Origin of the sequence: Bordetella sp., from assembly GCF_051960075.1 — a bacterium.
In the GTDB taxonomy this organism is placed as follows: Bacteria; Pseudomonadota; Gammaproteobacteria; order Burkholderiales; family Burkholderiaceae_B; genus Bordetella.
The window spans coordinates 1-26,074 of the sequence record NZ_JBQCER010000011.1; the positions used below are offsets into that span (position 1 = coordinate 1).

Annotated in this window: 29 protein-coding genes; 15 read left to right on the plus strand and 14 right to left on the minus strand. The window is 63.9% G+C overall.

Features of this window, described 5'->3' with window-relative positions; all coding sequences use genetic code 11:
* Positions 1-213 precede the first annotated feature (213 nt).
* A complete protein-coding gene (locus ACTHJ1_RS01095; protein WP_440186534.1) occupies positions 214-945 on the minus strand; it encodes a phosphoribosyltransferase in 732 nt (243 codons plus the stop codon).
* Between the two features lie 273 nt (positions 946-1,218).
* Here ACTHJ1_RS01095 and ACTHJ1_RS01100 point away from each other — a divergent pair, with 273 nt between their 5' ends.
* The 3 genes from ACTHJ1_RS01100 (at position 1,219) to ACTHJ1_RS01110 (ending at position 4,265) form a co-directional block, all read left to right on the plus strand.
* Positions 1,219-2,802, plus strand: a complete 1,584-nt coding sequence (locus ACTHJ1_RS01100) for an AAA family ATPase (protein WP_440186536.1) — start codon at positions 1,219-1,221, stop codon at positions 2,800-2,802.
* A 22-nt stretch (positions 2,803-2,824) separates the two neighbouring features.
* Positions 2,825-3,625, plus strand: a complete 801-nt coding sequence (locus tag ACTHJ1_RS01105) for a L,D-transpeptidase (RefSeq protein WP_440186538.1) — start codon at positions 2,825-2,827, stop codon at positions 3,623-3,625.
* A 106-nt stretch (positions 3,626-3,731) separates the two neighbouring features.
* Positions 3,732-4,265 carry an Hsp20/alpha crystallin family protein gene (locus ACTHJ1_RS01110; RefSeq protein ID WP_440186540.1) on the plus strand — a complete coding sequence of 178 codons (534 nt, stop codon included), beginning with the start codon at positions 3,732-3,734 and terminating at the stop codon, positions 4,263-4,265.
* A 5-nt stretch (positions 4,266-4,270) separates the two neighbouring features.
* Here the strand turns inward: ACTHJ1_RS01110 and ACTHJ1_RS01115 are convergent, their stop codons facing one another.
* The 3 genes from ACTHJ1_RS01115 to ACTHJ1_RS01125 are packed head-to-tail and all read right to left on the minus strand — an operon-like array spanning position 4,271 to position 6,912.
* Positions 4,271-6,004 carry a PHA/PHB synthase family protein gene (locus tag ACTHJ1_RS01115; protein WP_440186542.1) on the minus strand — a complete coding sequence of 578 codons (1,734 nt, stop codon included), beginning with the start codon at positions 6,002-6,004 and terminating at the stop codon, positions 4,271-4,273.
* Positions 6,005-6,025: 21 nt separating this feature from the next.
* A complete protein-coding gene (locus ACTHJ1_RS01120; protein WP_440186544.1) occupies positions 6,026-6,679 on the minus strand; it encodes a BON domain-containing protein in 654 nt (217 codons plus the stop codon).
* Between the two features lie 47 nt (positions 6,680-6,726).
* On the minus strand, positions 6,727-6,912 hold the full coding sequence (locus ACTHJ1_RS01125; RefSeq protein ID WP_440186546.1) for a hypothetical protein: 186 nt from the start codon (positions 6,910-6,912) through the stop codon (positions 6,727-6,729).
* Between the two features lie 194 nt (positions 6,913-7,106).
* On the opposite strand from ACTHJ1_RS01125, the gene ACTHJ1_RS01130 reads away from it, so the two are divergent.
* The 5 genes from ACTHJ1_RS01130 to ACTHJ1_RS01150 all read left to right on the plus strand — a co-directional run bounded on the left by ACTHJ1_RS01130 (position 7,107) and on the right by ACTHJ1_RS01150 (position 11,998).
* Positions 7,107-8,582 carry a PAS domain-containing sensor histidine kinase gene (locus ACTHJ1_RS01130; RefSeq protein ID WP_440186548.1) on the plus strand — a complete coding sequence of 492 codons (1,476 nt, stop codon included), beginning with the start codon at positions 7,107-7,109 and terminating at the stop codon, positions 8,580-8,582.
* Entirely contained in the window at positions 8,579-8,992 is a 414-nt protein-coding gene (locus ACTHJ1_RS01135) for a response regulator (RefSeq protein WP_440186550.1), read from the plus strand. Before ACTHJ1_RS01130 ends, ACTHJ1_RS01135 begins: the two co-directional genes overlap by 4 nt.
* Before the next feature lie 2 nt (positions 8,993-8,994).
* On the plus strand, positions 8,995-10,494 hold the full coding sequence (locus ACTHJ1_RS01140) for a PAS domain-containing protein (protein ID WP_440186552.1): 1,500 nt from the start codon (positions 8,995-8,997) through the stop codon (positions 10,492-10,494).
* Complete coding sequence (locus ACTHJ1_RS01145) at positions 10,475-11,113, plus strand: response regulator (protein WP_440186554.1); 639 nt, start codon at positions 10,475-10,477, stop codon at positions 11,111-11,113. The genes ACTHJ1_RS01140 and ACTHJ1_RS01145 overlap by 20 nt, the downstream gene beginning before the upstream one ends.
* A 141-nt stretch (positions 11,114-11,254) precedes the next feature.
* On the plus strand, positions 11,255-11,998 hold the full coding sequence (locus ACTHJ1_RS01150) for a helix-turn-helix domain-containing protein (protein ID WP_440186556.1): 744 nt from the start codon (positions 11,255-11,257) through the stop codon (positions 11,996-11,998).
* 22 nt (positions 11,999-12,020) lie between these two features.
* Here the strand turns inward: ACTHJ1_RS01150 and ACTHJ1_RS01155 are convergent, their stop codons facing one another.
* Both ACTHJ1_RS01155 and ACTHJ1_RS01160 read right to left on the minus strand, forming a co-directional pair.
* Positions 12,021-12,986, minus strand: coding sequence for a universal stress protein (locus tag ACTHJ1_RS01155; protein WP_440186558.1), 966 nt, complete (start codon positions 12,984-12,986; stop codon positions 12,021-12,023).
* 17 nt (positions 12,987-13,003) lie between these two features.
* Positions 13,004-13,357: an SPW repeat protein gene (locus ACTHJ1_RS01160; protein WP_440186560.1), complete on the minus strand. Its 354-nt coding sequence runs from the start codon at positions 13,355-13,357 to the stop codon at positions 13,004-13,006.
* 252 nt (positions 13,358-13,609) lie between these two features.
* Here ACTHJ1_RS01160 and mgtA point away from each other — a divergent pair, with 252 nt between their 5' ends.
* Positions 13,610-16,126: a magnesium-translocating P-type ATPase gene (mgtA, locus tag ACTHJ1_RS01165; RefSeq protein ID WP_440186562.1), complete on the plus strand. Its 2,517-nt coding sequence runs from the start codon at positions 13,610-13,612 to the stop codon at positions 16,124-16,126.
* Here the strand turns inward: mgtA and ACTHJ1_RS01170 are convergent.
* The 4 genes from ACTHJ1_RS01170 to ACTHJ1_RS01185 are packed head-to-tail and all read right to left on the minus strand — an operon-like array spanning position 16,116 to position 18,717.
* On the minus strand, positions 16,116-17,099 hold the full coding sequence (locus tag ACTHJ1_RS01170) for a zinc-dependent alcohol dehydrogenase family protein (RefSeq protein ID WP_440186564.1): 984 nt from the start codon (positions 17,097-17,099) through the stop codon (positions 16,116-16,118). The two genes, mgtA and ACTHJ1_RS01170, sit on opposite strands and share 11 nt — an antisense overlap.
* A 3-nt stretch (positions 17,100-17,102) precedes the next feature.
* Positions 17,103-17,549, minus strand: coding sequence for a carboxypeptidase-like regulatory domain-containing protein (locus ACTHJ1_RS01175; protein WP_440186566.1), 447 nt, complete (start codon positions 17,547-17,549; stop codon positions 17,103-17,105).
* Positions 17,550-17,587: 38 nt separating this feature from the next.
* On the minus strand, positions 17,588-18,040 hold the full coding sequence (locus ACTHJ1_RS01180) for a baeRF12 domain-containing protein (protein WP_440186568.1): 453 nt from the start codon (positions 18,038-18,040) through the stop codon (positions 17,588-17,590).
* 26 nt (positions 18,041-18,066) lie between these two features.
* Positions 18,067-18,717 (minus strand): SagB/ThcOx family dehydrogenase, encoded by a 651-nt coding sequence (locus ACTHJ1_RS01185; RefSeq protein WP_440186570.1) that lies wholly within the window; start codon positions 18,715-18,717, stop codon positions 18,067-18,069.
* A 139-nt stretch (positions 18,718-18,856) separates the two neighbouring features.
* Here ACTHJ1_RS01185 and ACTHJ1_RS01190 point away from each other — a divergent pair, with 139 nt between their 5' ends.
* On the plus strand, positions 18,857-19,300 hold the full coding sequence (locus ACTHJ1_RS01190) for a hypothetical protein (protein ID WP_440186572.1): 444 nt from the start codon (positions 18,857-18,859) through the stop codon (positions 19,298-19,300).
* Between the two features lie 6 nt (positions 19,301-19,306).
* Positions 19,307-19,528, plus strand: coding sequence for a hypothetical protein (locus ACTHJ1_RS01195; RefSeq protein ID WP_440186574.1), 222 nt, complete (start codon positions 19,307-19,309; stop codon positions 19,526-19,528).
* Between the two features lie 16 nt (positions 19,529-19,544).
* Here ACTHJ1_RS01195 and ACTHJ1_RS01200 read toward each other — a convergent pair whose 3' ends face one another.
* From ACTHJ1_RS01200 to ACTHJ1_RS01215, 4 genes are all read right to left on the minus strand, one after another.
* A complete protein-coding gene (locus ACTHJ1_RS01200; RefSeq protein ID WP_440186576.1) occupies positions 19,545-19,946 on the minus strand; it encodes an SPW repeat domain-containing protein in 402 nt (133 codons plus the stop codon).
* A 188-nt stretch (positions 19,947-20,134) separates the two neighbouring features.
* On the minus strand, positions 20,135-21,355 hold the full coding sequence (locus ACTHJ1_RS01205; protein ID WP_440186578.1) for an amidohydrolase family protein: 1,221 nt from the start codon (positions 21,353-21,355) through the stop codon (positions 20,135-20,137).
* 24 nt (positions 21,356-21,379) lie between these two features.
* Positions 21,380-22,858, minus strand: coding sequence for a sodium:solute symporter family protein (locus ACTHJ1_RS01210; protein WP_440186580.1), 1,479 nt, complete (start codon positions 22,856-22,858; stop codon positions 21,380-21,382).
* On the minus strand, positions 22,855-23,064 hold the full coding sequence (locus ACTHJ1_RS01215; protein WP_440186582.1) for a DUF3311 domain-containing protein: 210 nt from the start codon (positions 23,062-23,064) through the stop codon (positions 22,855-22,857). Before ACTHJ1_RS01215 ends, ACTHJ1_RS01210 begins: the two co-directional genes overlap by 4 nt.
* 181 nt (positions 23,065-23,245) lie before the next feature.
* Between ACTHJ1_RS01215 and ACTHJ1_RS01220 the strand changes: the two genes are divergently transcribed.
* The 4 genes from ACTHJ1_RS01220 to aat all read left to right on the plus strand — a co-directional run bounded on the left by ACTHJ1_RS01220 (position 23,246) and on the right by aat (position 26,048).
* A complete protein-coding gene (locus ACTHJ1_RS01220) occupies positions 23,246-24,004 on the plus strand; it encodes a GntR family transcriptional regulator (protein WP_440186584.1) in 759 nt (252 codons plus the stop codon).
* 7 nt (positions 24,005-24,011) lie between these two features.
* Entirely contained in the window at positions 24,012-24,626 is a 615-nt protein-coding gene (locus ACTHJ1_RS01225) for a DUF2946 family protein (RefSeq protein WP_440186586.1), read from the plus strand.
* 10 nt (positions 24,627-24,636) lie between these two features.
* Complete coding sequence (locus ACTHJ1_RS01230) at positions 24,637-25,218, plus strand: NUDIX hydrolase (RefSeq protein ID WP_440186588.1); 582 nt, start codon at positions 24,637-24,639, stop codon at positions 25,216-25,218.
* Positions 25,219-25,307: 89 nt separating this feature from the next.
* Positions 25,308-26,048 carry a leucyl/phenylalanyl-tRNA--protein transferase gene (aat, locus tag ACTHJ1_RS01235; RefSeq protein WP_440186590.1) on the plus strand — a complete coding sequence of 247 codons (741 nt, stop codon included), beginning with the start codon at positions 25,308-25,310 and terminating at the stop codon, positions 26,046-26,048.
* Positions 26,049-26,074: the final 26 nt, after the last annotated feature.

Sequence of the window (26,074 nt, forward strand, 5' to 3'; positions counted from 1 at the left end):
CTGCGGGGTAATAGCTCAGTGGGTAGAGCCCAACGTGGCCACGGTTGTGGTGGCGAGTGCGAGACTGTTTTCCCGCTCCCGATTTTTCCCGCGGGCCTTTTTGGGCGCAAGACCGCCGGTATCTCAGGGGGACACCCCTAAAAAGACAAACCCGGCGGGACAAACCCAAAAAGACGAAGTGCAAGGGACGACATCGCAAGGTTCGTCCCTTTGTCATTGCACCGATGTCTTTTGCGCGCCATTCGAATGCACCCAAAGCGGCAGCCCGGCAAGCGCATCGCGCACCTGTCTGTCGCTGACCTGCTCGAAGTCGTCGTAAAACTGCGAAACGCCGTTGAACGAGGCCGAGACGGCAGGACAAACGACCCGGTCCGCCTCCTTTTTCAATGCTTGTATCGTGTCGCCGGCTCCTGCGGGAAGGGCGAGGATCACCGACCGGGGCTTGCGCGCCCTCACCGCCCTCAGGGCGGCGCGCGCCGTCGAACCCGTCGCCACACCGTCATCCACCACGATCACGTTGCGGTCGGCTAGATCGATGCGCGGACGTCCGTTCAGATACAGGCCGCTGCGTCTGTGCAACTCGTCGGTTTCCAACCGGCATACGGCCTCGAACTCGACCGGGCTGACACGTGCCATCTGCATGACATCCGAGTTCGTGACCACGATCAACGGCGAGCCTTCGGCGATGGCGCCCATTGCCACCTCGGGCTGGCCGGGCACGCCCAGCTTTCGTACGACAAGCAGATCAAGCGGCGCATGCAGCGCGCTTGCGACCTCGATGGCCACGGGCAGGCCGCCTCGGGGAAGCGCCACGACCACCGGCCTCTCGATGTCGATCAACTGAAGCGCCCGTGCCAGATGCCTTCCCGCATCCCGTCTATCGCTATAGGGTCTCATTTGCACTCTCCGACGTTTCCACGACTTCCTCATATGAGGAAGGTCCATACCGACGGATCGATCGTCTTGCCGCCGCCTTTTTGCCAGATTGCTACGCGCTCGGGCTGCACGGTTTGCGCTATGTCAATTCTGGCGCAGTTGAGGATGGCGCGAATGGTTTCGAACCGGAGAGGAACGGCGCAGGGAAAGGCCTTCGTTTGTCCTGGATCAAAACCTGCTTGGAACGCGTCTGACACATTCTGAATACGCGCAGATTGCCCCTATGTGTGATCCCTGCGCGACGCGTTTTTATCTTGCAGCGGGAGAGCAGCAATGCATAGCTTGGCGCAGTGCGATGCAGCGCCGCGAGGTGTCGCGAACGCGAGCCCGATGTCTGAGGATGGCGCCGATAGCGCATTGGAAGCGGCCTTGCGCTTTCTTGCAAAAGAGCAAGGATGCGCCGCCGGGGAAGATTGCGCGGTCATGGAGACGCCCATTTCAAAAATTCTTCTGGCGGGCTCGCACGCGTTCAAGTTCAAGCGTTCCGTACAACTGCCTTATGTGAACTACGCAACGCCGCAAGACCGGCTAAGGGCTTGCGAAAAGGAAATCGAGCTCAACCGGCGCTATGCCCCCGATCTCTATGACTGCGTCATGCGCATCACGCGCAAGCGGGATGGAACCCTGCAAGTCGACGGCGAAGGCGCCCTGGTCGAACCCGTCATAAAAATGGCCAGATTCGACCAGCGCTGTCTGCTCGATCACATGACGACGGCAGGACAAGTGACGCCCGCCCTTATCGCGGCGCTCGCATCCGCGATTGCCCATTCGCACGCGCTCGCGCCGGTATCCCGGGACGTAGAAGGCGCAAGACGAGTCCGCGGCGTGCTGGACTTGAATGCCAAGTCATTTGCCATCTCCTCGCTAAGCGGCGTCCATGCCGGCATCGACTCCAGGCTCCAAGACGCCTGCCTCGCTCATTCGCAATTGCTCGACGAGCGTGCGTCGCGCGGCAAAGTGCGCCGCTGCCACGGCGATCTGCATCTGGCCAACATCTGCGTCATGGCGGGGCGTCCGGTTCTCTTCGATTGCCTCGAGTTCAGCGACGAGCTGGCCACCACCGACGTTCTCTACGATCTTGCGTTCCCGCTGGCGGACTTTTCAAGCCGAAATCGGGCCCAATATGCAAACACCCTCATGAATCGTTACCTCGATCTGTGCGATGAAGACGACGGCCTGGCGTTGATGCCGCTCTTCATGGCGATGCGAAGCTGCGTTCGAGCGCTGGTTCTTCTGAGCAAGAAAGCGGCACCGTCAGCTTCCCTCGGATCCGAGTCCGGAACGTCGGCATCCTCTTATCTGGCCTTCGCACGCGCTTGCCTGGAGCCCGGCCAGGCACGATTGATCGGCATCGGTGGCCTGAGCGGCTCGGGAAAGTCGACCGTGGCCGCGGCCCTGGCGCATCGCCTCGGCCCCGCCGCAGGCGCGCGTATTTTCAATACCGATCGAATACGCAAGCACCTGTTCGGGGTGCAACCCCAGGAGCGTCTGACCGATTGCGCGTATCTTCCGCCTATATCGGACGAGGTTTACGCCCTGCTCCTGAAGAAGGCGCGCAGCGTGCTCAAGCAGGGGGGCTCAGTCGTGCTGGACGGCGTCTACGAGTCCGCGTCTCGTCGGCGCGAGCTGCAACATCTCGCCCAAGATGTCGGAGTTCCCTTTTTTGGCTATTGGCTCGACGCGCCGCTCGAGGTACGCGGGCCACGCGTGGCAGCCCGCACGGGTGACGTCTCGGACGCAACCGTGGGGCTGCTGGCGGCGCAATCGTCACGTAGTACGGCCGTCCGCGACTGGACCACGCTGGACGCGACAGCCGATGCGCAAGCGACCGCCCGCCGAATCGAACGGGACGTTCTGGGCTGCTAGGGCCCGGCGTCCATCGGCCTCCATGTTTGCCCGGCGTCCTGCCCTCCTCGCCGGCGCGCTGGCGTTCGCCGCCGCCATCTGCACGGGCAATGCCACCGCAACAGCGCCTACGCCGGATGACCTGACTACGGCCTATCGCGAGCGGGTGCGACAGCAGCTGCATCCTCCCGCGCGCGAGGTGCGCCAATACGCGGACGCCGCGGATCGCATGCTGCATGACGCCGGCATCGACCTGCGCGAGCCGCAATACGTCACCGTCGTCGACCGCAACCCGCATATACAGGCGCTGCTGGTCTTTTGGGACGATCCGGTTTTCGGCTTCCGGCTTATCGGAGCCTCTCCCGTTTCCACGGGGCGCACAGGCCGGTTCGATCACTTTCGAACACCGATAGGCGTGTTCGACCACAGACTGCCGGACGGCGATTTCAGGGCGTTGGGAACCAAAAACGAACTCGGCATCCGCGGCTACGGCAAAAAGGACTCGCGCGTCTATGACTTCGGCTGGCAGCAGGCCATTCGTGGATGGGGGCGCGGCGGACTCGGAACCATGCGCCTGCAGATGCACTCGACCGACCCGGATCATCTCGAATCCCGTCTGGGTACCGTCAGTTCGAAGGGATGCATCCGCATACCGAGCACATTGAATGCCTTTCTGGATCATTTCGGCGTACTCGACGCCGACTACGAGGCGGCCGTGAAGCAGGGCGTGAAGGTATGGGTGCTGGCGCCGGATCGGCAACCGGTCGTTGGGGCCGGCCGCTATTTGATCGTTCTCGACAGCAAACGCGCCGAACGCCCGGCATGGTCCCCCAAGCCTTTCTGAAACGTGTCCGCCCCCTGTTTTCCGGAGAAACGGCTTTTTGATGTGCGTCAATTCCGGCCTTTTGAGGCTACCCATAATGGGTCTACCTCATCCAGGAGAACCTCTCATGAACGACCAAACCACCACGCTGCCCGTCAAGGCCGACGACAAGAACGAGCAAGTCGCCCCTATGCAGACCTGGCCCTCCGCGGACCGCTTTCTAAGGGAAATTGAACGCATGTTCGAGGACTTCGATTCCGGCATGTTCCCGTTCCGGCGCTCATTGCTCGGGCTCGCCGGTCTGCCGCGCCGTACGCCGCGCCATGCCCTGGCGCCGGCCGTCGACCTCGCGGAGACCGACAAGGGCTACGAGATCACGGCCGAGATGCCGGGCATGGACGAAAAGGACATCGAAGTCCGGCTCGTCAACGGCGGCCTCGCCCTGAAGGGCGAACGGCACGACGAGAAGGAGGAGAAAAGAAAGGACTTCTATCTCCAGGAGCGCCGCGTCGGCACCATGGAGCGCTACATTCAGCTGCCCCCGGGTATCGACACGGATCATATCGAAGCCACGTTCAAGAAGGGCGTATTGAAGGTGCTGCTGCCCAAGACGGCCGAAGCGCAGAACGCGGAAAAGAAGATCCACATCCGCGCGGAGTGAGCTGCTCAGCCGAAAACATAAGTGCCCGGCGCTGCGCCAAGCGCCGGCTCTTGCGCCGGGCGCTGCACTGGCAGCCGCTCGCCGGAATGGCCGGCCAGCCATTGCTGCCACGCCGGCCACCACGATCCGGCAACGGGCGCATTGCGGCCAAGCCAGGCTTGCGGCGACCGGTAGGATTGGCCGCTCTTGCGCTGTCCGATGCGAAACTGCGCATGCGACTGGCCGGGCGGCGCCACGATCCCCACATTGTGTCCGCCCGATGCCAGGACGAACGTGAGATCCTGGCTGCAGAGCCGATGCAGTTTGTACACCGACTTCCACGGTGAAATGTGATCGCGCTCGGTTGCCACCAGGAACGCCGGCGTACGGATGTCGGACAAAGAAATCGGTTCGCCGTGCCAGCAATAACGGCCCTCGGCCAGATCGTTGCCGCGATACAGCCAGCGCAGCGTTTCGCTGTGCAGGCGATACGGCAGCCGGGTCGTATCGGCGTTCCACACCATCATATCGGTCACGCGCAGCGTGCGCCCGAGCAGATAGTCGCGCACCAGCCGCGACCAGATCAGATCGCGCGCGTTGAGCAGCTGGAAAACGCCGGCAAGCTGCTTGCCGTCCAGATAGCCCTGTTGCCACATCAGGCCGTCCAGAAATGCCGCGGTGCTCGATCCCATGAACAACCCCAGTTCGCCGGGCTCTTCGAAATCCGTCTGCGCCGCCAGCAGCGTCATGGTCTGCAACTGCACGCCTGCGTGCGGTTCGCGCGCAAGCGCGGCGGCGGCCGCGGCGAGCAGGGTTCCGCCCAGGCAATAGCCGGCGGCATGAACGCGCTTGCTGTCCGAGATTTTCCCGACCTCTTTCAATGCCTGGAGCAATCCGCGTTCGAGATAGTCGTCCAGCCCGATGTCGCGCGCCTCGGCATGGGGATTGCGCCATGACATCGCAAAAACGGTATGTCCGGCATGCACCAGATAGCGCACCAGCGAATTGTGCGCAGAAAGATCCAGGATGTAGTACTTCAGCAGCCACGAGGGAACCAGGACGACGGGTTCGCGCCAGGTCGTCTCGGTAGCCGGCGCGTAGCGGATCAGCTCGAACAGATCGTTGCGGAAAACCACCTGCCCCGGGGTCGCCGCGATGTCTTTCCCGACGCGGTAGGCGGCCAGCGCGTCGGGAGACGTTCCGGGCGAATCGCCGACAAGCAGATCCCGCCAATCCGACGCCATGCGCAATCCGCCGCGCACGAAATTCATTCCCCCCGACTCCCAGCTGGCCGCCAGCACTTCGGGATTCATCCACCAGATATTGCTCGGCGACAGCGTGTCGACCCATTGCCGCGCCGCGAAGTTCAGCACATGCAAATGATGCGGCTGCACACCGGCTACCTCCCGGGTCGCCTGGTCCCAGAACGCCTGCGTGCGAAGGAACTGGTCGCGCAGCGGGAGGTAGGGCCATTCCTTCCAGCCGGGATGTGCGAAGCGGCGATCCGCCGCCGCGACAGCGGATCCGTCGTCGCCATCTCGTGCGCCGAGCGACTGCAGCAAGGAGAGGACCTTGCCCGGACTGCACATCAAGTGAGCGGCCCAGTCGAGATGGGCGAAGCCCATGCCGAAAGGCGATAAACCGCCGTAAAGCTTGGCCAGCGTCGCGAACGAAACACGGTCGATCCGCTCCCAGGCGTTGTCCGCATGCGGCGGAACACAATGCGCGGACGCCGCGAAAAGCTGGGAAGAATCATTCATCGCCGCCTCCCGGCCACGTTCTTATCCGACCGACAATCGATCATCCACCGATTTGACCCCCGCGATCGACCAGGCGGCCCGCTCCGCGGCGGCGCGCCCGGCCCAGGATTTGACGTTTCCATTGAGCGTGATCTTGTTGTTGCCGTCGACATCCACGCGGATCGCGGCCGCATCGACGTCGGCATTGCGGTGCAGGGCCGCCTGGATGGTGGCTTTCACATCGGCGGCGTGAACGTGAGGCGTGATGTCGATCTGGTTGTTCACGCCGCGAACGCCCGACAGGCGGCGCACGGAGCTCATCGCGGCATCCCGTTGAAACTGCCACGGTACGGAACCGGTCAACGTCACCCAACCGTCCTGGACCTTGACCTGGACGGCGCCCTGCGGAATCGCCACGTTCCAGGCGATGATGTCGAGCGCGCGCTTGGCGATCTGATCGTCGGCGGTCTGCGGCGTGCCGGGGTACATCACATGAATCTCCTGCGCGATGCCGCGTATGCCTTTGACCCGCAGGGCGGCGCGCTCGGCGGCGCACTTCTGGTCGTAGGTCGGAACATGCCCGCTCAGCGTGACGATGCCGTCGCCTACGGCGATTCCGATACGGCTGGCATCCACGCTGGGTTCGAATTCCAGTTCGTCGATCACCAATTGGCGCAATTCTTCATCTCTCTTCATTTCAAGCTCCCGGATAGGATCGTCAATGCCCGATGGGTGTTGCCGCGTCAGTGCAGACGCTGCGTACCTTCGTGCCGATGCTGGGCGGGGACATCGGATTTTGTATCACGAAGTAACTGAACCGCCACTTCAAGGGTATCGAGCGCGACTGCGGTCGAAACGCCCAACGCCATGATGGAAGAGATGGTGCGAGCGGCCAGGTAGGCGATGTCGTAGGGTTTCCGTCCGTCCATGATCAACTCCTGCACATTAGATGCGCTCAGTATGTGCCGCCCGCGCGGCCTCTCATTGACCTGCGTCAAACAGAGAAACAGGCAAAAAAATGTTGCGGGCGCTGGACCGGCACGTCAAAATCGAAATGCCCCATCTGCAAATAATCAGGCCGCGAGCCGGTTGCTCGCGATAAAAACCAAGACTTCAGGTGGCTATGGAAAATCACGTCGTCGAAAGCCAGACCATGCGCTGGCTGCTCGGTTCCGCGACCGAACCCATGCTGATTGCCGACGGCAATGGCCGAGTGCTCATGGCCAATGCGTCGGTCGAACGGCTTTTCGGCTATAGCACCGGAGAGCTGCGTGGGGCGGCACTTGCCGCGCTATTTCGGGACCTGGGCTCGGACGCCCACGCAGTGGCGCAAGCTTGCGGGCCGATGGAGCTCGCGGCGCGCGGCAAGGACGGCGAGGAATTTTCCGTCGAGGTGCATTTCTCGCCGCTGCTGACTCACTGGGGCCTCGCGCTCGTGCTCGCGTCGATCCAGGATCTCACGCCGCGCAAGCAGACACGGCAAGCCTTGCAGGACAGCGAAGCGCGAATGCGCGCCATCGTCGATACCGCCGTCGACGCCATCATCACCATCGATCAGAACGGCCTCATCGAACGGATGAATCCCGCCGCGATCCGCATGTTCGGCTATGAAGAACACGAGACGCTGGGTCGCAACGTATCGATGTTGATGCCGGCTCCCTATCGCGAATTGCACGACGGGTTCTTGCAGCGCTATCTCGCAACGGGCGAGAAGCGCATCATCGGCATCGGGCGCGAGGTGATGGGGCAACGCAAGAACGGCGCCTGCTTCCCCATGGATCTGGCCGTCGCCGAAATGTATATCGGGGCAAAGCGCATGTTCACCGGCATGGTCCGGGACATCTCCGAGCGCAAGCGCTCGGAAGCGGAAGTGACGCGCCTGCTGGCCGAATTGACTCGCGCGAATGAAGAGCTCACGAGCTTCGCCTATGTCGTGTCGCACGACCTCAAGGCGCCCCTGCGAGGCATCAGCGTCCTGGCCGACTGGATCGTCTCGGACTATGCAGAACGTCTGGACGACCAGGGCCACCAGCATCTGCATCAGCTTTCCGCGCGTGTCGCGCGCATGGGCGCGCTGATCGACGGCATTCTCGAGTATTCGCGCGTGCAGCGCAGTCGTGAAGCCACGGAGCGAATCGACACCGTCGCGTTGATCCGAGAAATCATCGATTCTCTCGCGCCTGCGCCGCATATCGCCATTTGGGTGGACCCGCGCTTGCCGGCGTTGACGGCAGACCGCACGCGCATGCATCAGCTGTTTCAGAATCTGCTTGCAAACGCGATCCAGTACTGCGACAAAGAGCGCGGCGATATCCGGGTGCAATACCGCCGGGAAGCCGACGAGCCCGTCTTCTCGGTGTCCGACAACGGCATCGGTATCGAATCGCGCCACTTCGACCGGATTTTCCAGCTTTTCCAGACGCTTGCACCTCCGGAACACGCAACCGGCACCGGGGTGGGCCTGGCCCTGGTCAAGAAAATCGTCGACATGTACGGCGGGCGGATTTCCGTCGAATCGACACCGCATGTCGGAAGCGCGTTCTCGTTCACCCTTCCCCGCGCCATGCCTGCCCCCCAAGACCGGGGAACGCCGGCATGAGGCCCGCAGACCGCCCCATACTTGTCGTCGACGACGACGACATCGGCGTTCAGACGGTTCGCCGCGCCCTCCAGGAACTGCGGGTTCCCAATCCGGTAGTGGGCTGCCATAACGGCGAGGAGGCCCTGAACTATCTGCGCGATTCCAGCCGCCCCAGGCCGACGATCATTCTGCTGGATCTGAACATGCCGGTCATGAACGGCATCGAATTCCTGCGTATCGTCAAAGAGGATGAACAACTGCGCCAACACCCCGTCGTCATCCTGACCACGTCCACCGAGCAGCAGGACAAGACCGACAGCTTTCAGTTCAGCGTGGCCGGCTACATGGCCAAGCCCATGGATTATCGGCAGTTCATCCAGATAATGCGTCATATCGACCAATACTGGACGAGCAGCGAATTGCCCTGATCATGTCCAAGCACCCGATCCGGATCCTGCTGATCGACGACGACGACGTCGATCGCATGGCCTGCGCGCGAGCCCTGGTTTCGGATGCGGCGTATGACTACACCCTCTTCGAGGCAAAGACGGGGCAGGCCGGTCTGCAGATCATCCAGGCGGAACCCCTGGATGCCGTCATTCTCGATTATCGGCTGCCGGATCAGACCGGGTTGGAATTTGTCACGGCGCTCCATGAAAACCTGGCCGGAAAACACCAGGAACCGCCGCCGGTCCTGGTCCTGACCGGCCATGACAACGCAGCCGTCGCTGCGGAGCTGATGCGTCGCGGCGCACTGGAATACCTGGGCAAGGATCAGAACCTTCAGTATCTGCAATCGCTGCCGGCCATCGTGCAGCGCATGCTGCAAACCCGCCAGGCAGCAGACTTGCAGCGCCGGGCGGAGGCCAAGTACCGGTTGCTGGTCGAACAAATTCCGGCCATCACCTATGTGCATCCCTTGCGCGATGGCGAGGAAGGCGCCTATGTCAGTCCGCAGGTCAAGGTGCTGGGCTACTCGCCGCAGGAATGGATGGCGGATCGCGGATTTCATTTGTCCCGCATTCATCCTTCCGATCGCGCCAGAGTCGAGAGGCAGCTCGCCCGCAGCCTGCAGGGCGGCAAACCCCTGCATACCAGCTACCGCGTCATGACGCGCGACGGCAGCTACCGCTGGTTCAGCGACCATGCCAACATTCTGCGCGACGACCGGCAGCATCCGATTTTTCTGCAGGGCGTGATGTTCGACATCACGCAGAGCAAGGCGGACGAACAGGAATTGCGGGCGTCCCGCGAAGCGCTGCGCCGCCTGTCGGCGCACCAGGACCGCATCAAGGAACGGGAACGCAAGCGCATTGCCCAGGAGATTCACGACGAACTGGGCGGCATGCTGACGGGGATCAAAGCCTATCTGTCCGTGTCGATCGCACGCGCGCGGCGCGACGGACAGGCTGCGGACAACCTGCTTGCGGACGCGGCGCGGCTGGCCGACGATGCGTTCGCCGCTGTCCGCCGCGTGATTGCCGACCTGCGGCCCAGCGTTCTGGACCAGCTGGGCCTCTGGGAGGCCATCGCGTGGTACGCGGGACAGGTCGAATCCCGCTCCAACCTGAGCTGCAGGTGCCTGATATCCCCCAGGGCCAGGGCGGCCACGCTGGATCCGGACGCGGCCACCATGCTGTTTCGTATCGTCCAGGAAGCGCTCACCAATGTCATCCGGCATGCCCAGGCGTCGACGGTGACCCTGCGCGCCGATGCCGACGGCCGAGTGCTGGAGCTGAACATATCGGACGACGGCAAGGGCATCGACGCGTCGAAACTCGCCACCGGCGACTCATGGGGCATATTCGGCATGCGCGAAAGAGCTCGACATATGGGCGGAGACCTGACGGTGCATGGCGAGAACAGCCACGGCACCATCGTCAGGGTGCGGATTCCGCTGGAGGCCATTCATGACTCCCCGCGGCCTTGATGTGCTTCTGGTCGACGACCATGCGGTCGTGCGCAGCGGCGTCCGTCTGATGCTCGGCGATGCGCCCGACATCCACGTGACGGGCGAAGCCGCATCCGCGTCCCAGGCCATCAGCCTGGTCGAGAAGCAGCATTTCGACGTCGCGCTGGTCGACATTGCCCTGCCGGGTCGCAACGGCCTGGACCTATTGCAGGCGTTGCGACGCCAAAATCCCGGCATGGCCGTTCTGATCCTGAGCACGTATTCCGAGGAGATCTATGCCATCCGGGCGCTGAGGCTGGGCGCGGCGGGCTACCTGACCAAGGACAGTGCGGGCGCCACGCTCATCGAGGCGATACGCAAGGCCGCCAACGGGCTCAGGTACGTCAGCCCGGGCCTGACCGAGCGCCTGGCGGGCATGTTGACCGGCGCGCCCTCCGGATCGCATGAGAACTTGTCGAATCGCGAACTGGAGGTGTTGAAGATGATCGCGGTCGGAAAAAGCCTGGTCGACATTGCGCAGCTGATGCATCTGAGTCCAAAGACCGTGACGACCTACCGGACGCGCATCCTCGAGAAAATCGGCGTTCGCACCAATGTCGAACTGGCCCGCTACGCCGCGGAGAACGGTTTGCTCTAAATCTTAAAAAGCGAAACAGTTGAAACTCGCCTGAAAACACGCGTAGGGGAACCCTTACAGGATATCGGTCGTCATACCTGATAGGCGTGCACCTGGAGGCCGGGCAGAATTGACTTACCCCGATGCCCACAGGAGCACGCCATGACCGCCGCAACCCCCCATGAAGTGCCCTTGCTTCGCCGCGACAAACCGCCGACGATCGCCGCGAACGACTGTGACGAATGCGCGGCCCGTCGGCTTTGCATCTGGTCTCACCTGAATCCGCTTCATTGCGATCGCCTGCAGGAGCTGGGACGGACGACGCGAAAAATCGCCGCGGGCGAAGCCATCTTTCGCGCCGGCGATCCGTTCCGCAATCTCTATATCGCGCGCGCCGGCTCATCCAAGACGGTGTTCGTGCGCGAGGACGGCCGACATCAGATCACGGGGTTCCAGCTCGCGGGCGAATTGCTCGGCCTGGACGCGATCGCTGCGCACGTGCACCAGACCGATGCGATCGCGCTGGAAAACAGCGTCGTATGCGTACTGCCCTATGCCGGCCTGGACCGCCTGGCGGAATCGCTGAGCGAGGTGCGCGGTTATTTGAACCAGGCCATGAGCGAAGAAATCTCCCGCGAGGCCAGGCTGCTGATGCTGATGGGCAACCTGACCGCGCTGGAACGCGTCGCCGCGTTTTTGGTGAACCTGTCCGACCGTTATGCCATGCGCGGATACTCGCCCCTGGAGTTCAACTTGCGCATGAACCGCGAAGATATCGGCTGCTACCTGGGCATGAAGCTGGAAACGGTATGCCGCATGCTGGCGCGCCTGCATGACCGCGGGCTGATAGATATGCAGGCCCGCCAGATCCGCATCCGGGATCTGCACGGCCTGCGAGCCGCATAAAACCGCGCCGGACCGCAACGCGTCACGACGCCGTGTCGAGCCCGGTCTGCTCGTGATGCGGAACGAGAACGACCGGGCAGTGCGACTGGCGCACGAACGATTCCGCGACGCTGCCCAGCAGCATCCGGCGAAAGCCGCGCCGGCCGTGCGTGCCCATGACCACCAGGTCGGCCTCGATCTCCTGCTCGACCTTTTCGATTTCTTCGGCCACCTCGCCGAAAAGCATGCCCGAATCGACCAGCCGCGTTTCGCCCTCGACGCCTGCCTGGTTCATGTCGAATTGCGCCTTGCCGAGCACACGGCGGCCGTCCGACGCTGCGGCCTCATGGAAAGGCTCGAATTCGAAATAGGCCGAAGAGTAGACGGCGCTGGGATGCGCCACCACATAAATCCCCAGCAGTGAAGCGTGCAGCGCCTTGGCAAGATCGATGGCATAGCCGAGCGCGCGTCGCGATGTATCGCTGCCGTCGAGCGCCAGAAGAATGCGTCGCTCCATGGATTTTCCGCCGACGCGGGCAACGGCTTTCGGTTCGGCCGACGGGGGCTCGGCTTTTACTAAAAGCACCGGCAGCGGACACCTGCGCACCACGGACTCCGCGTCGCTGCCCAGCATCAGGCGGCTGAATCCGCGCCGGCCGTGAGTGCCCATCACGATCAGGTCGGCCCCCCAGCGCCGGGCGCCTTCCAGCACGGCATCGGCGACGCGCACGCCGGAGCTTTCTATCAGTTCGGTCTCGCAGGCCACGTCATGGCGGGTCATGACCTCGCTGGCCGCCTTCAGCACCCGCCTGCCCGACTGCAGCATGGCCGGCAGCAGTTGATCGAAGTAGATCTCCGGCCGCTCGAAATCGTCGACGTAATAGACCGAATCTACGACGTGCAGGAGCCGCACGCGCGACTTTTCTTCGGCCGCCATTTCAGCCGCAAGGATCAGCGCGCGCTCGCTGGCATCGCTGCCGTCGACCGGGACAAGTAGTTTGCGCAACATGATGTGCGGTTCTCTCTTTATGCGGATCGCGCGGAATCGGCTTTCAGCGGGCCGAGCGAAACCAAGATGAGTATGAGACCGGATATCACCGAATTCCAGGTGAAGACTCGCGCCGAGGCAAAACCCAGCGTCCACGGCGCCATAACGATCCATGCGCCCAGCAGGGTCGCCACCCAGGCCTCCCACAGGCGGAATTCCGACATGGCCAGAACAGCCACCAGGATGACGGCCGTTCCGGTGACGAAATGGCTCCACATGGCGGCCGGCCCCAGCGTGGACGCGGGTGAAAAATAAGGAATGAGCCAGGGCGTGACCACCACATACAGACCCAGCACCAAGGCAACCAGCGACTGCCATTGTTCTTTGAACATGATCGACCTCTCCTGTCGGACATCGTCGCGCCACAGGTCGCGGCAAGGCCGTTGCGGCGAAACCAGCTGATGCAGCCAGCGTTCAGAATAGGCAAGGCAACGGCAGGGATATTGACCTGGGTCAACCCGATTTCACGGCCGCATCCGACTTGACGCATATCAACGCCGCAAAAGCGCCGACGCGGCCATGATGGCGTTTTCACGACGCTGCACCGCGTCGGCTTCATGCCGGCCGGCGAATAAGGCCGACCTATGGATACGATGGAATCGAGCGCGCACGCCGCAAGCGGCGCCGGGCTGACCATGGCCGAGGCGCAGAAGCGCCTGCGCATATACGGCCCAAATCGCCTGCGCGATCAACCCCGAAGGCGTGCGCTGGTCGACCTTGCGATGCGATTTCGCAATCCGCTCGTCCTGACGCTGCTCAGCGCAGCCGCCATCTCCGGACTGACGCATCAACAGGACAGCTTCGTCATCATCGTCGCCATCGTGCTGCTCTCGATCGCGATGGACTTCGTGCAGGAACTGCGCGCCACCGCCGCAGCGGACCGTCTGCGCGAGCGGGTGGCGCTGCGGGCAACGGCGTTACGCGACGGCAAGCCCTGCGATATCGCCGCAGTCGATCTGGTGCCGGGCGATGTCGTCCGACTGCAAGCGGGCGATCTCGTTCCCGCCGACGCGCGGCTGCTGCAGTCCAAGGACCTCTTCGTCAACGAGGCGCTGCTCAGCGGCGAATCCTATCCGGCGGAAAAGCACGCGACGGGAACGGCGCCCGCGCAACGGGAAGCCACCGCGTTGCCCGCCGACATGATTCTCATGGGGAGCTCGGTCCTGAGCGGGACGGCAAGCGCGATGGTCGTCGCGACCGGCCAGGGCACGCAGTTGGGCAGCATCGCCGGCAGCCTGCGGGAACCTGCGCCCCCGACGGCTTTCGAACACGGCCTGCACCGTTTCGGCATGCTGATTCTGCGCCTGACCGTGCTCATGGTCTTGTTCGTGCTGCTCGTCAATCTGTTTTTCCATCGGCCGCTGCTGCAATCGTTCCTCTTTTCCATGGCGCTGGCCGTAGGCCTGACACCGGAGCTCCTGCCGATGATCGTATCGGTCACGCTCGCGCGCGGCGCAGTACGGATGGCTCGCAGGCAGGTAATCGTCAAGCGGCTGTCGGCGATTCACGACCTGGGCAGCATGGACGTGCTGTGCAGCGACAAGACCGGCACCCTGACGCAGGCCCACATCAAACTTGTCCGACAGGTCGACGCACAAGGCAGAGACTGCGGCGACGTGCTGCACTGGGCAACGATCAATGCCGCCTTCGACACCGGCCTGAAAAGCCCGTTGGATCAAGCCATTCTGGAGGCCGGTGCGCACGACCTGTCCGACTGGAAGAAGATCGATGAAGTCCCGTTCGATTTCGAGCGGCGGCGCCTGTCGGTTCTGGTCGAACATCAAGGCCAGCGTTACCTGATCGTCAAGGGCGCCCCCGAGGACATTCTGGGTCTCTCCGACACCTGGCGCAGCGCCGAAAGCGGATCCGAAGAACCGCTGGACGCAGACTCCAGAAAGGCCGCGCTCGCATCGCTGCGTCGGCTGGGCGACGACGGCTTTCGCGTGCTGGCAGTAGGCTGGCGCAAGGTGGAGCCCGAACGCATGCATGCCAGCATCGCCGACGAACGATCGCTCATCTTCGTCGGCATGGTCGCGTTTCTCGACACGCCCCGGGAAAGCGCCCGCGAAGCCCTGCGCAAGCTGAAGCGGCTGGGCGTATCGGTGAAAGTCATCACCGGAGACAACGAAGGCGTTGCCCTTCATGTATGCAAAGCGCTGGAACTTACGGTCAAGGGAGTCTTGACCGGACCGCAACTGAACGAATTGAGCGACGAAGCGCTGGGCGCAAGGCTGACGCGCACGACACTGTACTGCCGCATCACGCCGGCGCAGAAAGCGCGCATCATCCGCGTTCTGCGCGCCCGGGGGCACGTGGTAGGCTATCTGGGCGACGGCATCAACGATGCGCCGCCCCTGCGCGCAGCCGATGTGGGCCTGTCGGTCGACGGAGCAGCGGACGTTGCGAAGGAGGCCGCCGCGCTGATACTGCTGCAGCCCGATCTCGGCGTGGTGGCCGACGCCGTGCAGGAAGGCCGGCGCACATTCGCCAACATCATGAAATACGTGATGATGGCGACCAGCTCCAACTTCGGCAACATGTGCTCGATGGCGGGAGCCGCCCTGATCCTGCCTTTCCTGCCCATGCTGCCGGCGCAGATACTGCTGAACAACCTGCTCTACGACGTTTCCGAACTGGCCATTCCCCTGGACCATGTAGACGCGAAAACCATGATGCGCCCCCTGCACTGGGACATGTCTTTCGTCCGCAAGTGCATGCTGGTGCTGGGGTCGGTCAGTTCGCTATTCGATTTCATGACCTTCGGCCTGCTGCTGTGGATATTCCACGCAAGCCAGGCTCAGTTCCAGACGGCGTGGTTCGTCGAATCGCTGATCACCCAGGCGCTCGTGATCTTCATCATTCGCACGCCGGAAGCGTTGCGGCGCGGCCGGCCCCATCCCGCCCTGACCGCAAGTTCGCTGGGGGTCGTCCTGATCGCCGCGGCGCTGCCCTATTCCCCGATCGGCCCGTGGTTCGGCTTCGTCCCGGTTCCGATGCCGATTTTTGCCTCCATGCTCGCCATCACCTTCGCCTACCTGGCCGTCGTCGACCGGGTGAAGCGCCGCCTGTTCAGGCATATCGGCCGGCGCGTCAGGGGATGAGGACGGCTGCCCCGACCACGCGCCCCTGGCGCAGATCGTCCAATGCGCGATTTGCTTCATGCAGTGCGTAGGTGGTCGTCCTGGGCGTGACGCCGATCCTGCCGGCCAGTTCCAGGAACTCCCTTGCGTCGCGCCGCGTCAGATTCGCCACCGACACGAGCTCCCGCTCTTCCCATAGCAAGCGGTAAGGCATCGAAGGGATATCGCTCATGTGTATGCCGCCGCAAACCACCCGGCCGCCCTTGCGGACAGCGGATAGCGCCGCCGGCACCAGCGGGCCGAACGGCGCGAAGATGATCGCGCCGTCCAGCAGGCGGGGCGGCGTTTCGTCCGACCCGCCGACCCAGGCCGCGCCCAGCGACCGTGCCAGGGCCTGGCTAGGCTCGTCCCCGGGGCGCGTAAACGCATGAAACGAACGCCCTTGCCAGCGCAGCACCTGCGCGAGCAGATGCGCCGCGGCGCCAAAGCCGTACAGACCGACGCTCTGTGCATCGCCCAAGGCGCGCAGACACCGCCAGCCGATCAAACCGGCGCACATCAAAGGCGCAAGCCCGACGGGGTCCGCGTCGCGCGCGAGGGGAAACACAAACGCGGCATTTGCGACGACATGCGTCGCGAATCCGCCGTCCCGCGTGTAACCCGTAAACGCCGGCGAATCGCACAGATTTTCGCGATCTGCCCGGCAATAGGGGCACACGCCGCATGCCTGTGCCAGCCATGCCACGCCGACCCGCGCCCCCACATTCACCGTGGTGACGCCCTGCCCGACGGCCTCGACAATGCCGACGATCTCGTGGCCTGGCACGATGGGCAGCCGTCCGCCCGGCAAATCGCCGTCGACCACGTGCAAATCCGTGCGGCAGACGCCACACGCCTCGACGCGCAGGAGAACCATGCCCCCACCGGGTTCAGGCGTATCGCGAACCTCCAGATCCAGGGGTTCGCCGTATTCGCGAAGCACCATCGCTTGCATGAGTCACTCGCCTTCAGGCCAATAGAACTGCAAAGCCGCTGCGCGCCCCTGCCTCAGATCCACGTCCGCCGTTTGAACGGCCCCCTCGTACGTGACTCGGACACGGTAGGCGCCCTCGGGCAGCCGCGCGTAGAAAAACGGCCCGTCGGAAACGAGCGACGCCAGCGCGGCTCCGCTCGTGGAGCCGATGTCCACGCGCACATTCGCCACGTACTGACCGCTGGTCTTGTTCGCGAAAAGCAGGCGCAAATTAAAATCCTGCCGGATCGACTGCATGTACTGCGCCTCGTCGCTCCCGATGCCGCCGCTGACGTAGGTGACGACGCCGACGTGTCTACGCTCCGGCAGCGGTTGGCTGACCGCTGCGACGGCGCTCACGGCAAGCGCCGCGGCGACGACGATACGCGCAGCGCTCGGCGCGAGATCCGGAATAATTCTTCTCATCATCACACAGGCTCCTCGCCGGGGTTTGCGCACGCCCTATTTTTTCAATCGGGAATCGACAGCAGTGTTTCGATATGGTTGACGGGGAAACCCACCACATCCCGGGCGATTTCCTTTTTCAACATCTGCAGCAGGCGGGGGCTGAGCTTGCGGCGCACGATACCCAGCGCCTGCGGGGGCGCCACGACGATCAAGGTTCCTTGAAGGTCATGCGGCGGAACCACCTTGTCGAGGCTTCTCGCGAAGTCCTCCAGAAATTGATTCTCCGCGGATCGGTGCCTGTCGACGACCTCGACCGCATGTCGCCCCGAGCCCGACGGGGCGCTGATCCTGTCTGGCCGGTCGCTCCCATGTTCATGCGCGGGCCGACGCTCTGCGTTCATGGCGATGACGGTGCGCAGATTCAGCGATCCGAGTTCGCCATCGTTGCGAAACACGATACCTTTTGCGCCATCGCAAACGGCAATCCAGGCGTGATAGGGAATTCTGGAGGACATGTTGAACCTCTTTCGAGCTTGTTCGCCTACGTCGAGGCCGGGAAACCGATTGTCTGCGCGAGAATCGGCACTTCGTCTTCATTCAGGGACAGTGCGTCGGACAATATTCTTTCGGATAGCCATCCGCGCACCACGCTGCTCAGGCCCGCCGATGCGCAATACAGGGCTACATTTTGGGCAATGGCGCCCGCGGTCACCGCGGAAAACCGCTTGCGTTGCTCTGCCGGCATGTCGATCAGGCGAGAGGTCTGTACCACATAGACCAGATCCAGCGGGGCATGGCCCACGAAATCCTGATAGCCGGTCTGGCCGCGCGCATCCACCGCGTGTTTGAGTATGAGGCGATGCGTCGCCGCGTCGTAGCGGTAGACGCCTGCAGGCAATGCCGCATAGATGTCGACTTCGTGCCGCGCATGCGGAGACGGCGCCGTGCGGCCGCCGGACAAGGGACGGTTCACGCCGTCGGCGGCCCACAGCAGCGACCCGAGTAGGGTCATGGGCAATTCCGCCGACTTGAAATCGCGGCAGCTTGCCCGGCGCGTCAATGCCTGCATCAGCGGCATTCCATTTTGATAGTCCGGCGTGGGCAGGTTGATGATGCGTTCGGGCTCGGCGGCCACCGCTCGAACCGGGGCAGGCCGCCTCTGCTCATATGCGATAAGTCGTTCCTCGTTCATACGCGCCTCCGATAAATTTCAGCTTTTCCGATTCTCATCCTAGCGTCGAGACCGGTTGCTTTATTGACGTGCGTCAAAGGAAGCGGATAGCGGACGCGCACACTGCAATCATGATTTCTTATCCAGGGAGGACACAATCATGGAACAGAACGACGCTTCGATATCCGTTTACAAGGCCGGCGCGGCGGTCATGCTCGATGCCTTCAGAACCTACTTCACCTACATGGAGCGATTGCGCGACGTGCAGCGCCGCGCCAACGCGGAGTTCGCGGAGGCAATCGCCCGACATGCGGGCACGCTGAAAAATGCAAACAATCTGACTCAATGCTCATCCTGGCAGCAACAGGCCTACGCAGAGCAGATTGGTCGCTGGAATCAGTACGCGCTGGAACTGATTCAGATTGCGTCCGAAGGGCAGGCGCTTTCACAGGTTGCGCTGCGCGATAGTCTGGCCCAGACCCAACAGGCGTACGCGGAACTGGCCACACACATGCCTGCCATGCCGTATGCCTTCCCGACCGGACTCGGCCAGGAATCGGCCGGCGCGCGCAAACCCAACTCGCAACGCACCAGCGCGCATTGACCGATCATGACGACGAACACCTGTGCCCTGCTCGGCAAGCGCGAACCGAATCGCGCGGCTGCGCCGACGACCGCCCAGGATGCCGTCGTCGGCGACATGCCTCCTGCGCCTGCGCAGGAGACATGCACGCTCACATCGCGAACCGATGCCGCCCGCGCGCCGAGTCCGAAGCAGGTGCGCGCGGTGCGAAAACTGCTCGACACCGCCGCACGCCACTTCGACCTCTAGCAAATTCGATCCTCGGTCAGGCTCCGTACTCGCGGTGATAGCGTACATAGAGCACGGCTCCCGCTGTCAGCGCGACGATGAGCAGACCGACGATCACGGCATTCCAGACAAACGGGGCGATTTGGCTGAACCCGAGCAACCAGGGCGAAGCAAGCAGCAATAGACCCAGTATGCCCAGGGCATACTCCTCCCATACCTTGCCCGAGGCGAGCACGACGAGCGAGATAATCATCAACGCGGCACCGATGAGGTAATGGCTCCATTGCGCCATCTCGCCGATCGATGATGCGGGTGAAAAATAGGGAATGACCCAGGGCGAGACAAACACATAAAGACCGATGATCGCCACGGTCCAATTTTGCCAATGGTATTTCATGGAAATCTCCCGAATGGATGAAGGCAATACCAACATAGCCATCGGGTCTGCACGCGATCTTGACCGGAATCAAATTTTGAACGCGATCCGCGTCCGCCTCGAACCTCTTCAGGCGAGGCTCCGGGATGCCGGGCCAGCGGCGTCGAGCGGGTCGACCGAAAAGCCGGGCGGGTTCGACATGCGGCAAATGCCGAACCCGCATTGTCGATTTCTGCCGCCCGCAAAAGAATTCAATACGGCGCGCCCGGCACATCGGCCTGCAGCTGGCCGTGGCGCGCCACGATCTGCCCGCCCGCCACGACCAGCCGCCGCGCCGGACGCGCCACGACCGCCTCGGCCGGTGTGCGCGCATCGACCAGCACAAGATCCGCGCGATGGCCGGGCTGTAAGCCGTAGTCGGTGAAATGGCAGCCGCGCGCGCCCGATTCGGTGACGCAGTCGAGCGCGACGGCGAGTTCGTCGTCGCGGCGCAGGTTGTAGCGCAGGCCGATCAGCATGGCCCGCTCCAGCATGTCGGGCATGCCGTAGGGGTTCCAGGTGTCGCGTATGCCGTCGTTGCCGCCCATCATTGTCACCCCCGCGGCGCGGCAGATCATGAGCGGCGGCACCGCGCGCGAACCCGGCGCGCTGGTGATCAGCGCCACGCCGAGTCTGGCCATGCGCGCCAGCAGCGCATCGCGCTCGGCGGGCGCCACGTCGCCCAGGCAAAAGCCGTGACTGATCGCGACGCGGTCGCGCAGGCCGTGTGCCTGGGCGCGGTCGAGTATCAGGCTCAGGGAGAAAGCGCCCATGGCGCCGGGTTCGTGCAGGTGTATGTCGATCGGAGCCTCATGGCGCTCGGCGATATCGAACAGCACGTCGAGCGAGCGCACCGGATCTCCGTCGATGGCGCAGGGATCCAGGCCGCCGAGCACGTCGGCGCCCGCCGCCATGGACTGGTCCAGCAACTGCGCCGTGCCGGGACGACCCAACAGACCCGATTGCGGAAACGCCACGACCTGGATCTGCTGCATGTCTTTCAACAGGGCTCGGGTATGCAGCACCCCTTGCAGATGCCGCAGGCCGGCCTGGGTATCGACGTCCACGTGTGTACGCAGCCGCGTCGTGCCGTTTGCCAGGAAGGCGCGAGCCAGCGCCAGGGACTGCGCGCCCGCGTCATGCCCGCTGGCGCGGCGAAACTCCCGTTCGTTATCGATCTTGTCGATCAAGCTCGGGCCGACCTCGTTGCGGTACCAGTCCAGGCCCCACATCGTCTTGTCCAGATGCGTATGGCCTTCGACCAGGCCCGGCAGCAGCAGCGCGCCGCCGCCCTCTTCCACCCGCGTCTGCGCCGGCGCATCGAGATCGGCCCCCACGGCCGCGATGCGGCCGTCGCGCACCAGCACATCCACGCCGGCAGCCCCGAAAGGACGGACATTGCGAATCAACAGATCTGACGAGACATGAACCATGACGAAGCTCCGGATTTTGCGCGATCAGGCTGCCGCGGGAACCAGCTCGACGCGCCGCCAGGCGCGCGGCCCGGCCAGCGCCACCACGGCAAAGACGATCGCGTTGGCGGCCAATGCGACCAACCCGATATTGATCGATTTGACCATGGTCGACGCATGCGGAAACAGCTGCGCCAAGCTGACGCCGCCCAGTGTGCCGAGGCCGACCATGACGCCGCCCGCCAGAATGCCCGCGATCGCGGCCTGCTTGCTGCCGAAGGAACGCGGCAGCAGGCTGAACAGCAGCGAGGGCAGGAGTTGCGTCAACAGGCTGGAGGCGAAGATGGCGATAGACACGATCGTGGCGCCGCCGCGCAGCACGAAATAGACCCCGACCAGCGCGAACAGGGGCAGCGCGATGCGCGCGGCGCGCGCGACCTGACGGTCGGTGGCCTGCGGCGCGAAACCTTCTTTGTAGACGTTCTTGCCGATGATCGTGGAGGCGGTGAGCAGGATCATCGATCCCGGCACCAGCGCCGTGAGCACGCCCGCGCCGCCGATGACGCCGACGAACCACGGGTCGAAGGTGAGTTTGGCCAGGCCGAAGAGCGCCAGGTCGACATCGGCGCCCTTCAGACCCGGCACCTTGAGCATGGCCGCGAAGCCCACCATGAACAGGAGCGCGATGACGATCGTGTAGAGCGGCATCAGGATGGTGTTGCGCCGCACGGCCTGCGCGCTCTTGGCCGTGAAGACCGAGGTCAGATTGAACGGGTACAGGTAGTAGCCCAGCGCCGTCAGCAGCACCGTGCTGTTGTACCAGGTGAGGTTCAGGCCTTCTTTGGGAAAGCTGAAGTAGTTCGGATTCTCGGCATGGATGGCCTGGAACATGGGTGCGATGCCGCCGTAGTAATGCCAGGGCAGGTAGATGCCCAGGAAAACGGCCAGTCCGAGAACCAGGACGTCTTTGACCACGGCGATGCTGGCCGAGCCATGAATGCCGGAAAACAGCAGATAACCCACCATCACCGCTACGCCGATCCAGATCGAGACGCTGGGTGCGATGCTGCCGTAGGAGGCCTGGGCGACGATGATGCCGAGCCCGCGCAACTGAATGGTGAGCAGCGCCACCATGCCCGCGAGCGCCACCAAGGAAACCACCACGCTCAGCGCCCGGCTCTGGTATTTGTGGGCGAAGAAATCGGAGAACGACACCAGTTTGTGCGCCGATGCATAGCGCCACACGGCCGGCAGCATCCAGAACGCCAGGACGAAGCCCACGGGGCCGTAGGCCAGGATGTAGAAAGTCGGCGCGCCCTTGCTGTAGGCCCAGCCGCTCGCGCCCAGAAAGGTGAATGTGGAGAAGGCCTCGCCTGCCATCAGCAGAAACACCATGACCGTGCCCAGGCCGCGGCCCCCCAGGGCCCACTGTTCGAGGCTCATCTTGCGGCCGCGCCGCGCCAGGATTGCAAGGACCACGGCGAGGACGAGGAAAGAGACGATGACCAACAGCGCGGCGTTCATTGTTCGCCTCCTTGGGCGTTGTCCGACGGGATCGGATGCGTGCGATCGATGAGCATCAGGATCAGTCCGGTCAGGACCATCCAGAGCACGTTCCAGAACAGCAGAAAGGGAATGCCGAACACGAAGGTCGGCGCGACGCCCGTGAGCCAGCCGCCGCTGAAAAGCGCAATGACCGGCAGCGCGACCAGCCAATAGATGGGTTTCATATGCCGTTCCTCGATATGAAAATTTGTTGACCAAATATATAGATTTGGTTAACCATTTTAGGCAGGCATTGCGCTCAATACTGTCCGTGTAAACCCCTATGAATCTGCAAAATGCCGGTTCTTGCGGCTCTTTGTCAGGTACCCGCAGTAACATCGACGCTCTCCAAATCCCCCTTTTTTTATGCCGGCATCCGCTTCCCGTCGTACCGCCCCCCGCCCCGCCGCGTCCCAGGACACGCCGTCGAACGGCGCGGTGGAAGAGCGCGTCTACGCCGCCATCTCCAACGCGCTGCTCAGCGGACGGCTGCGCCCCGGCACGCCGCTGCGCGAGCGCGCGCTGGCCGAGGCGCTGGACTGCACGCGCGGCGCCTTGCGCAAAGTGCTGACGCGCCTGGGAGCCGAGAAACGGCTGGTGCTCGAGCACAACCGCGGTGCGTTCGTCCCCAGCCCCACGGCCCAGGACATGCGCGACGTGTATCGCGCCCGGCGCATTATCGAAGCCGGTCTCGTCGCCACGCTGTTCGGCCGGGTGACGGCCGAGCAGGAGGCCGTGCTGCGCCGCCATGTGCAGGCCGAACAAAAGGCTTTCAAGGACGGCCGCCGCGAGGACGCAATACGGCTGGCCGGCGAGTTCCACCTGCTGCTGGTGCGCATGGCCGGCAGCGAAGAACTGCTGGGCTACACGCGCCAGCTCGTGTCCAACACCGAGCTGTACAAAGCGCTGTTCGACAGCGTCGATGCGGCCATCTGCGCGCCCACGGAACACGAGCAGATCATCGAAGCGCTTACCGGCGGCACCCTGCGCCGCGCGCTCGACAAATCCCTGGCGCATCTGGATCACCTGGAGCAGCGCGTCATCGCCGGCGCGGCCCAAGAGCAGCCGGTGGAATGGACCGATATTTTTTCCGCCAAGCCGCCCCGGGGCAAAACCGCCCGATAATCGCGCCATGGACGAGGACGTCATCAAAGCCATGGCGCGCTGGCCCGACGTGCCGGCCGCCTACGGCTGGCTGTCGCTGGATGCGCGCGGTCGCTGGCGGCTGCACCCCGCGGGCGACGCGGCGGCGGGCGGCCCGGGAGAGGCCATCGATCACCCCGGCGTGCAGGCATTCATGAATCGCAACTACGCCTGCGAAAGCCGCGACTGGTATGTGCAGAACGGCCCGCAGCGCGTCTATGTGCGCCTGGATGCGGCCCCCTACCTGCTGTGCCGCGCCGACGCCGGCCCCGGCCTGCAGACGCACACCGGCCTGGTCGTGAGCCGCGTAACGCATTGGTGGCTGGACGAGGACGGCCGGCTCTATGCCACGACGGATCGCGGACCCGCCATGGTGCACGACCGCGAACTGCCCTTGCTGCTTGAGCGACTGCGCACCGCGACGGGAGAGCCGGCGCTGCAGGTGCTGGAACGAGGTCTGGCCGATGCCTGGAGCCCGCTGCCCGACATCGCGCTCGACGACGGCCTGCCCGTGACGCTCGCACGCCTGGCCCGGGCCGACGTCCCGGCGCGCCTGAGCTTCCAGGCCAATCCGACCCCCCGCGACCCTCGGGCAGGCAGGTAAAATCTTCGGCATGACAGCCCCTGCGCCCACCCGCTATTTCCCGGCACCCCGAATCGCCCGGTTCTGCTCGCAATGCGGCTCGCCCATACGGCGCGGCGTTCCCGACGACGACAACCGCGAACGCGATATTTGCGACCGTTGCGGCGCCATCCACTACCAGAATCCGCGCGTCGTGGTGGGCACCCTGCCGCGCTGGCAGGGCAGGATCCTCCTATGCCGGCGCGCCATCGAGCCGCGCTACGACACCTGGACCCTGCCCGCCGGCTTCATGGAGCTGAACGAAAGCACCGTGCAGGGCGCCGAGCGCGAAACGCAGGAAGAATCCGGCGCGCAGGTGGCAATCGGGCCGCTCTATACGATGGTGGATCTGCCGCACATCGGTCAGGTGCATATGTTCTATCTGGCCGACGCGCTCGGCCCCGAACTGGATCCCGGCCCCGAAAGCCTGGACGCCCGCTATTTCGACCCGGCCGAGATTCCCTGGGACGAGTTGTCCTTCCACTCGGTGTCGTCCACCCTGCGGCATTACATCGAAGACAGCAAGCGCGGCGTGTTCCCGGTGCGCCAGTACGCACTGAAAACGCCGCTCTGAAACACGAACTGCCCCCACGTTAGCGCGGGCACGACCCCATTGATGAAAGCATCGGCACCTTGGACCCGGCCCGGCGGAGCTGACCCCACTTGAAACTGCCCTGGCTCAACCTCGACACGCCCTTTCCGTCCGTCAACGAGGCGCTCGACGACCCGCCCGGCCTGCTGGCCTTCGGCGCAGATCTGTCCGTCCCCCGGCTCACCGACGCCTATCGCCACGGCATCTTCCCCTGGTATTCGCCCGGCGAACCCATCCTATGGTGGAGCACGCATCCGCGCATGGTGCTGGCCTGCACGGACTTCGCCCCTTCGCACTCGCTGCGCAAGCGCCTGCGCCGTATCGAAGCCGAATCCGCCGGCCCAGACCGCCGCATCGTCGTCAAGACCGACACCGCCTTCGCCGACGTCCTCACCCACTGCGCCGCGCCGCGCGACAAACAGAGCGGCACCTGGATATTGCCCGAGATGCAGCATGCCTATCGCGCCTGGCACGAGGCCGGCGGCGTGCACAGCATCGAAACGTGGATCGACGGCGAACTGGCCGGCGGCCTGTACGGCGTCAGCCTGGGCCGCATGTTCTTCGGCGAATCCATGTTCGCGCGCAAGACCGACGCCTCCAAGATCGCCCTGGCCCACCTGGTCGCCTTTTTGCGCGCCAACGACGTGCCCTGGATCGACTGCCAACAGGAAACCCGTCACCTGGCAAGCCTGGGCGCAAAACCCGTCGACCGCGCCGATTTCGTCAAACACCTGGAACGCACCGTCGACGAACCCGGCCCCGCGTGGCGTCCCGGCATCCTGACCTTGTCCGGCGAGCTGAAACCGCTCTAAAAGCCGCGTGAAAAAGATCCCCGATC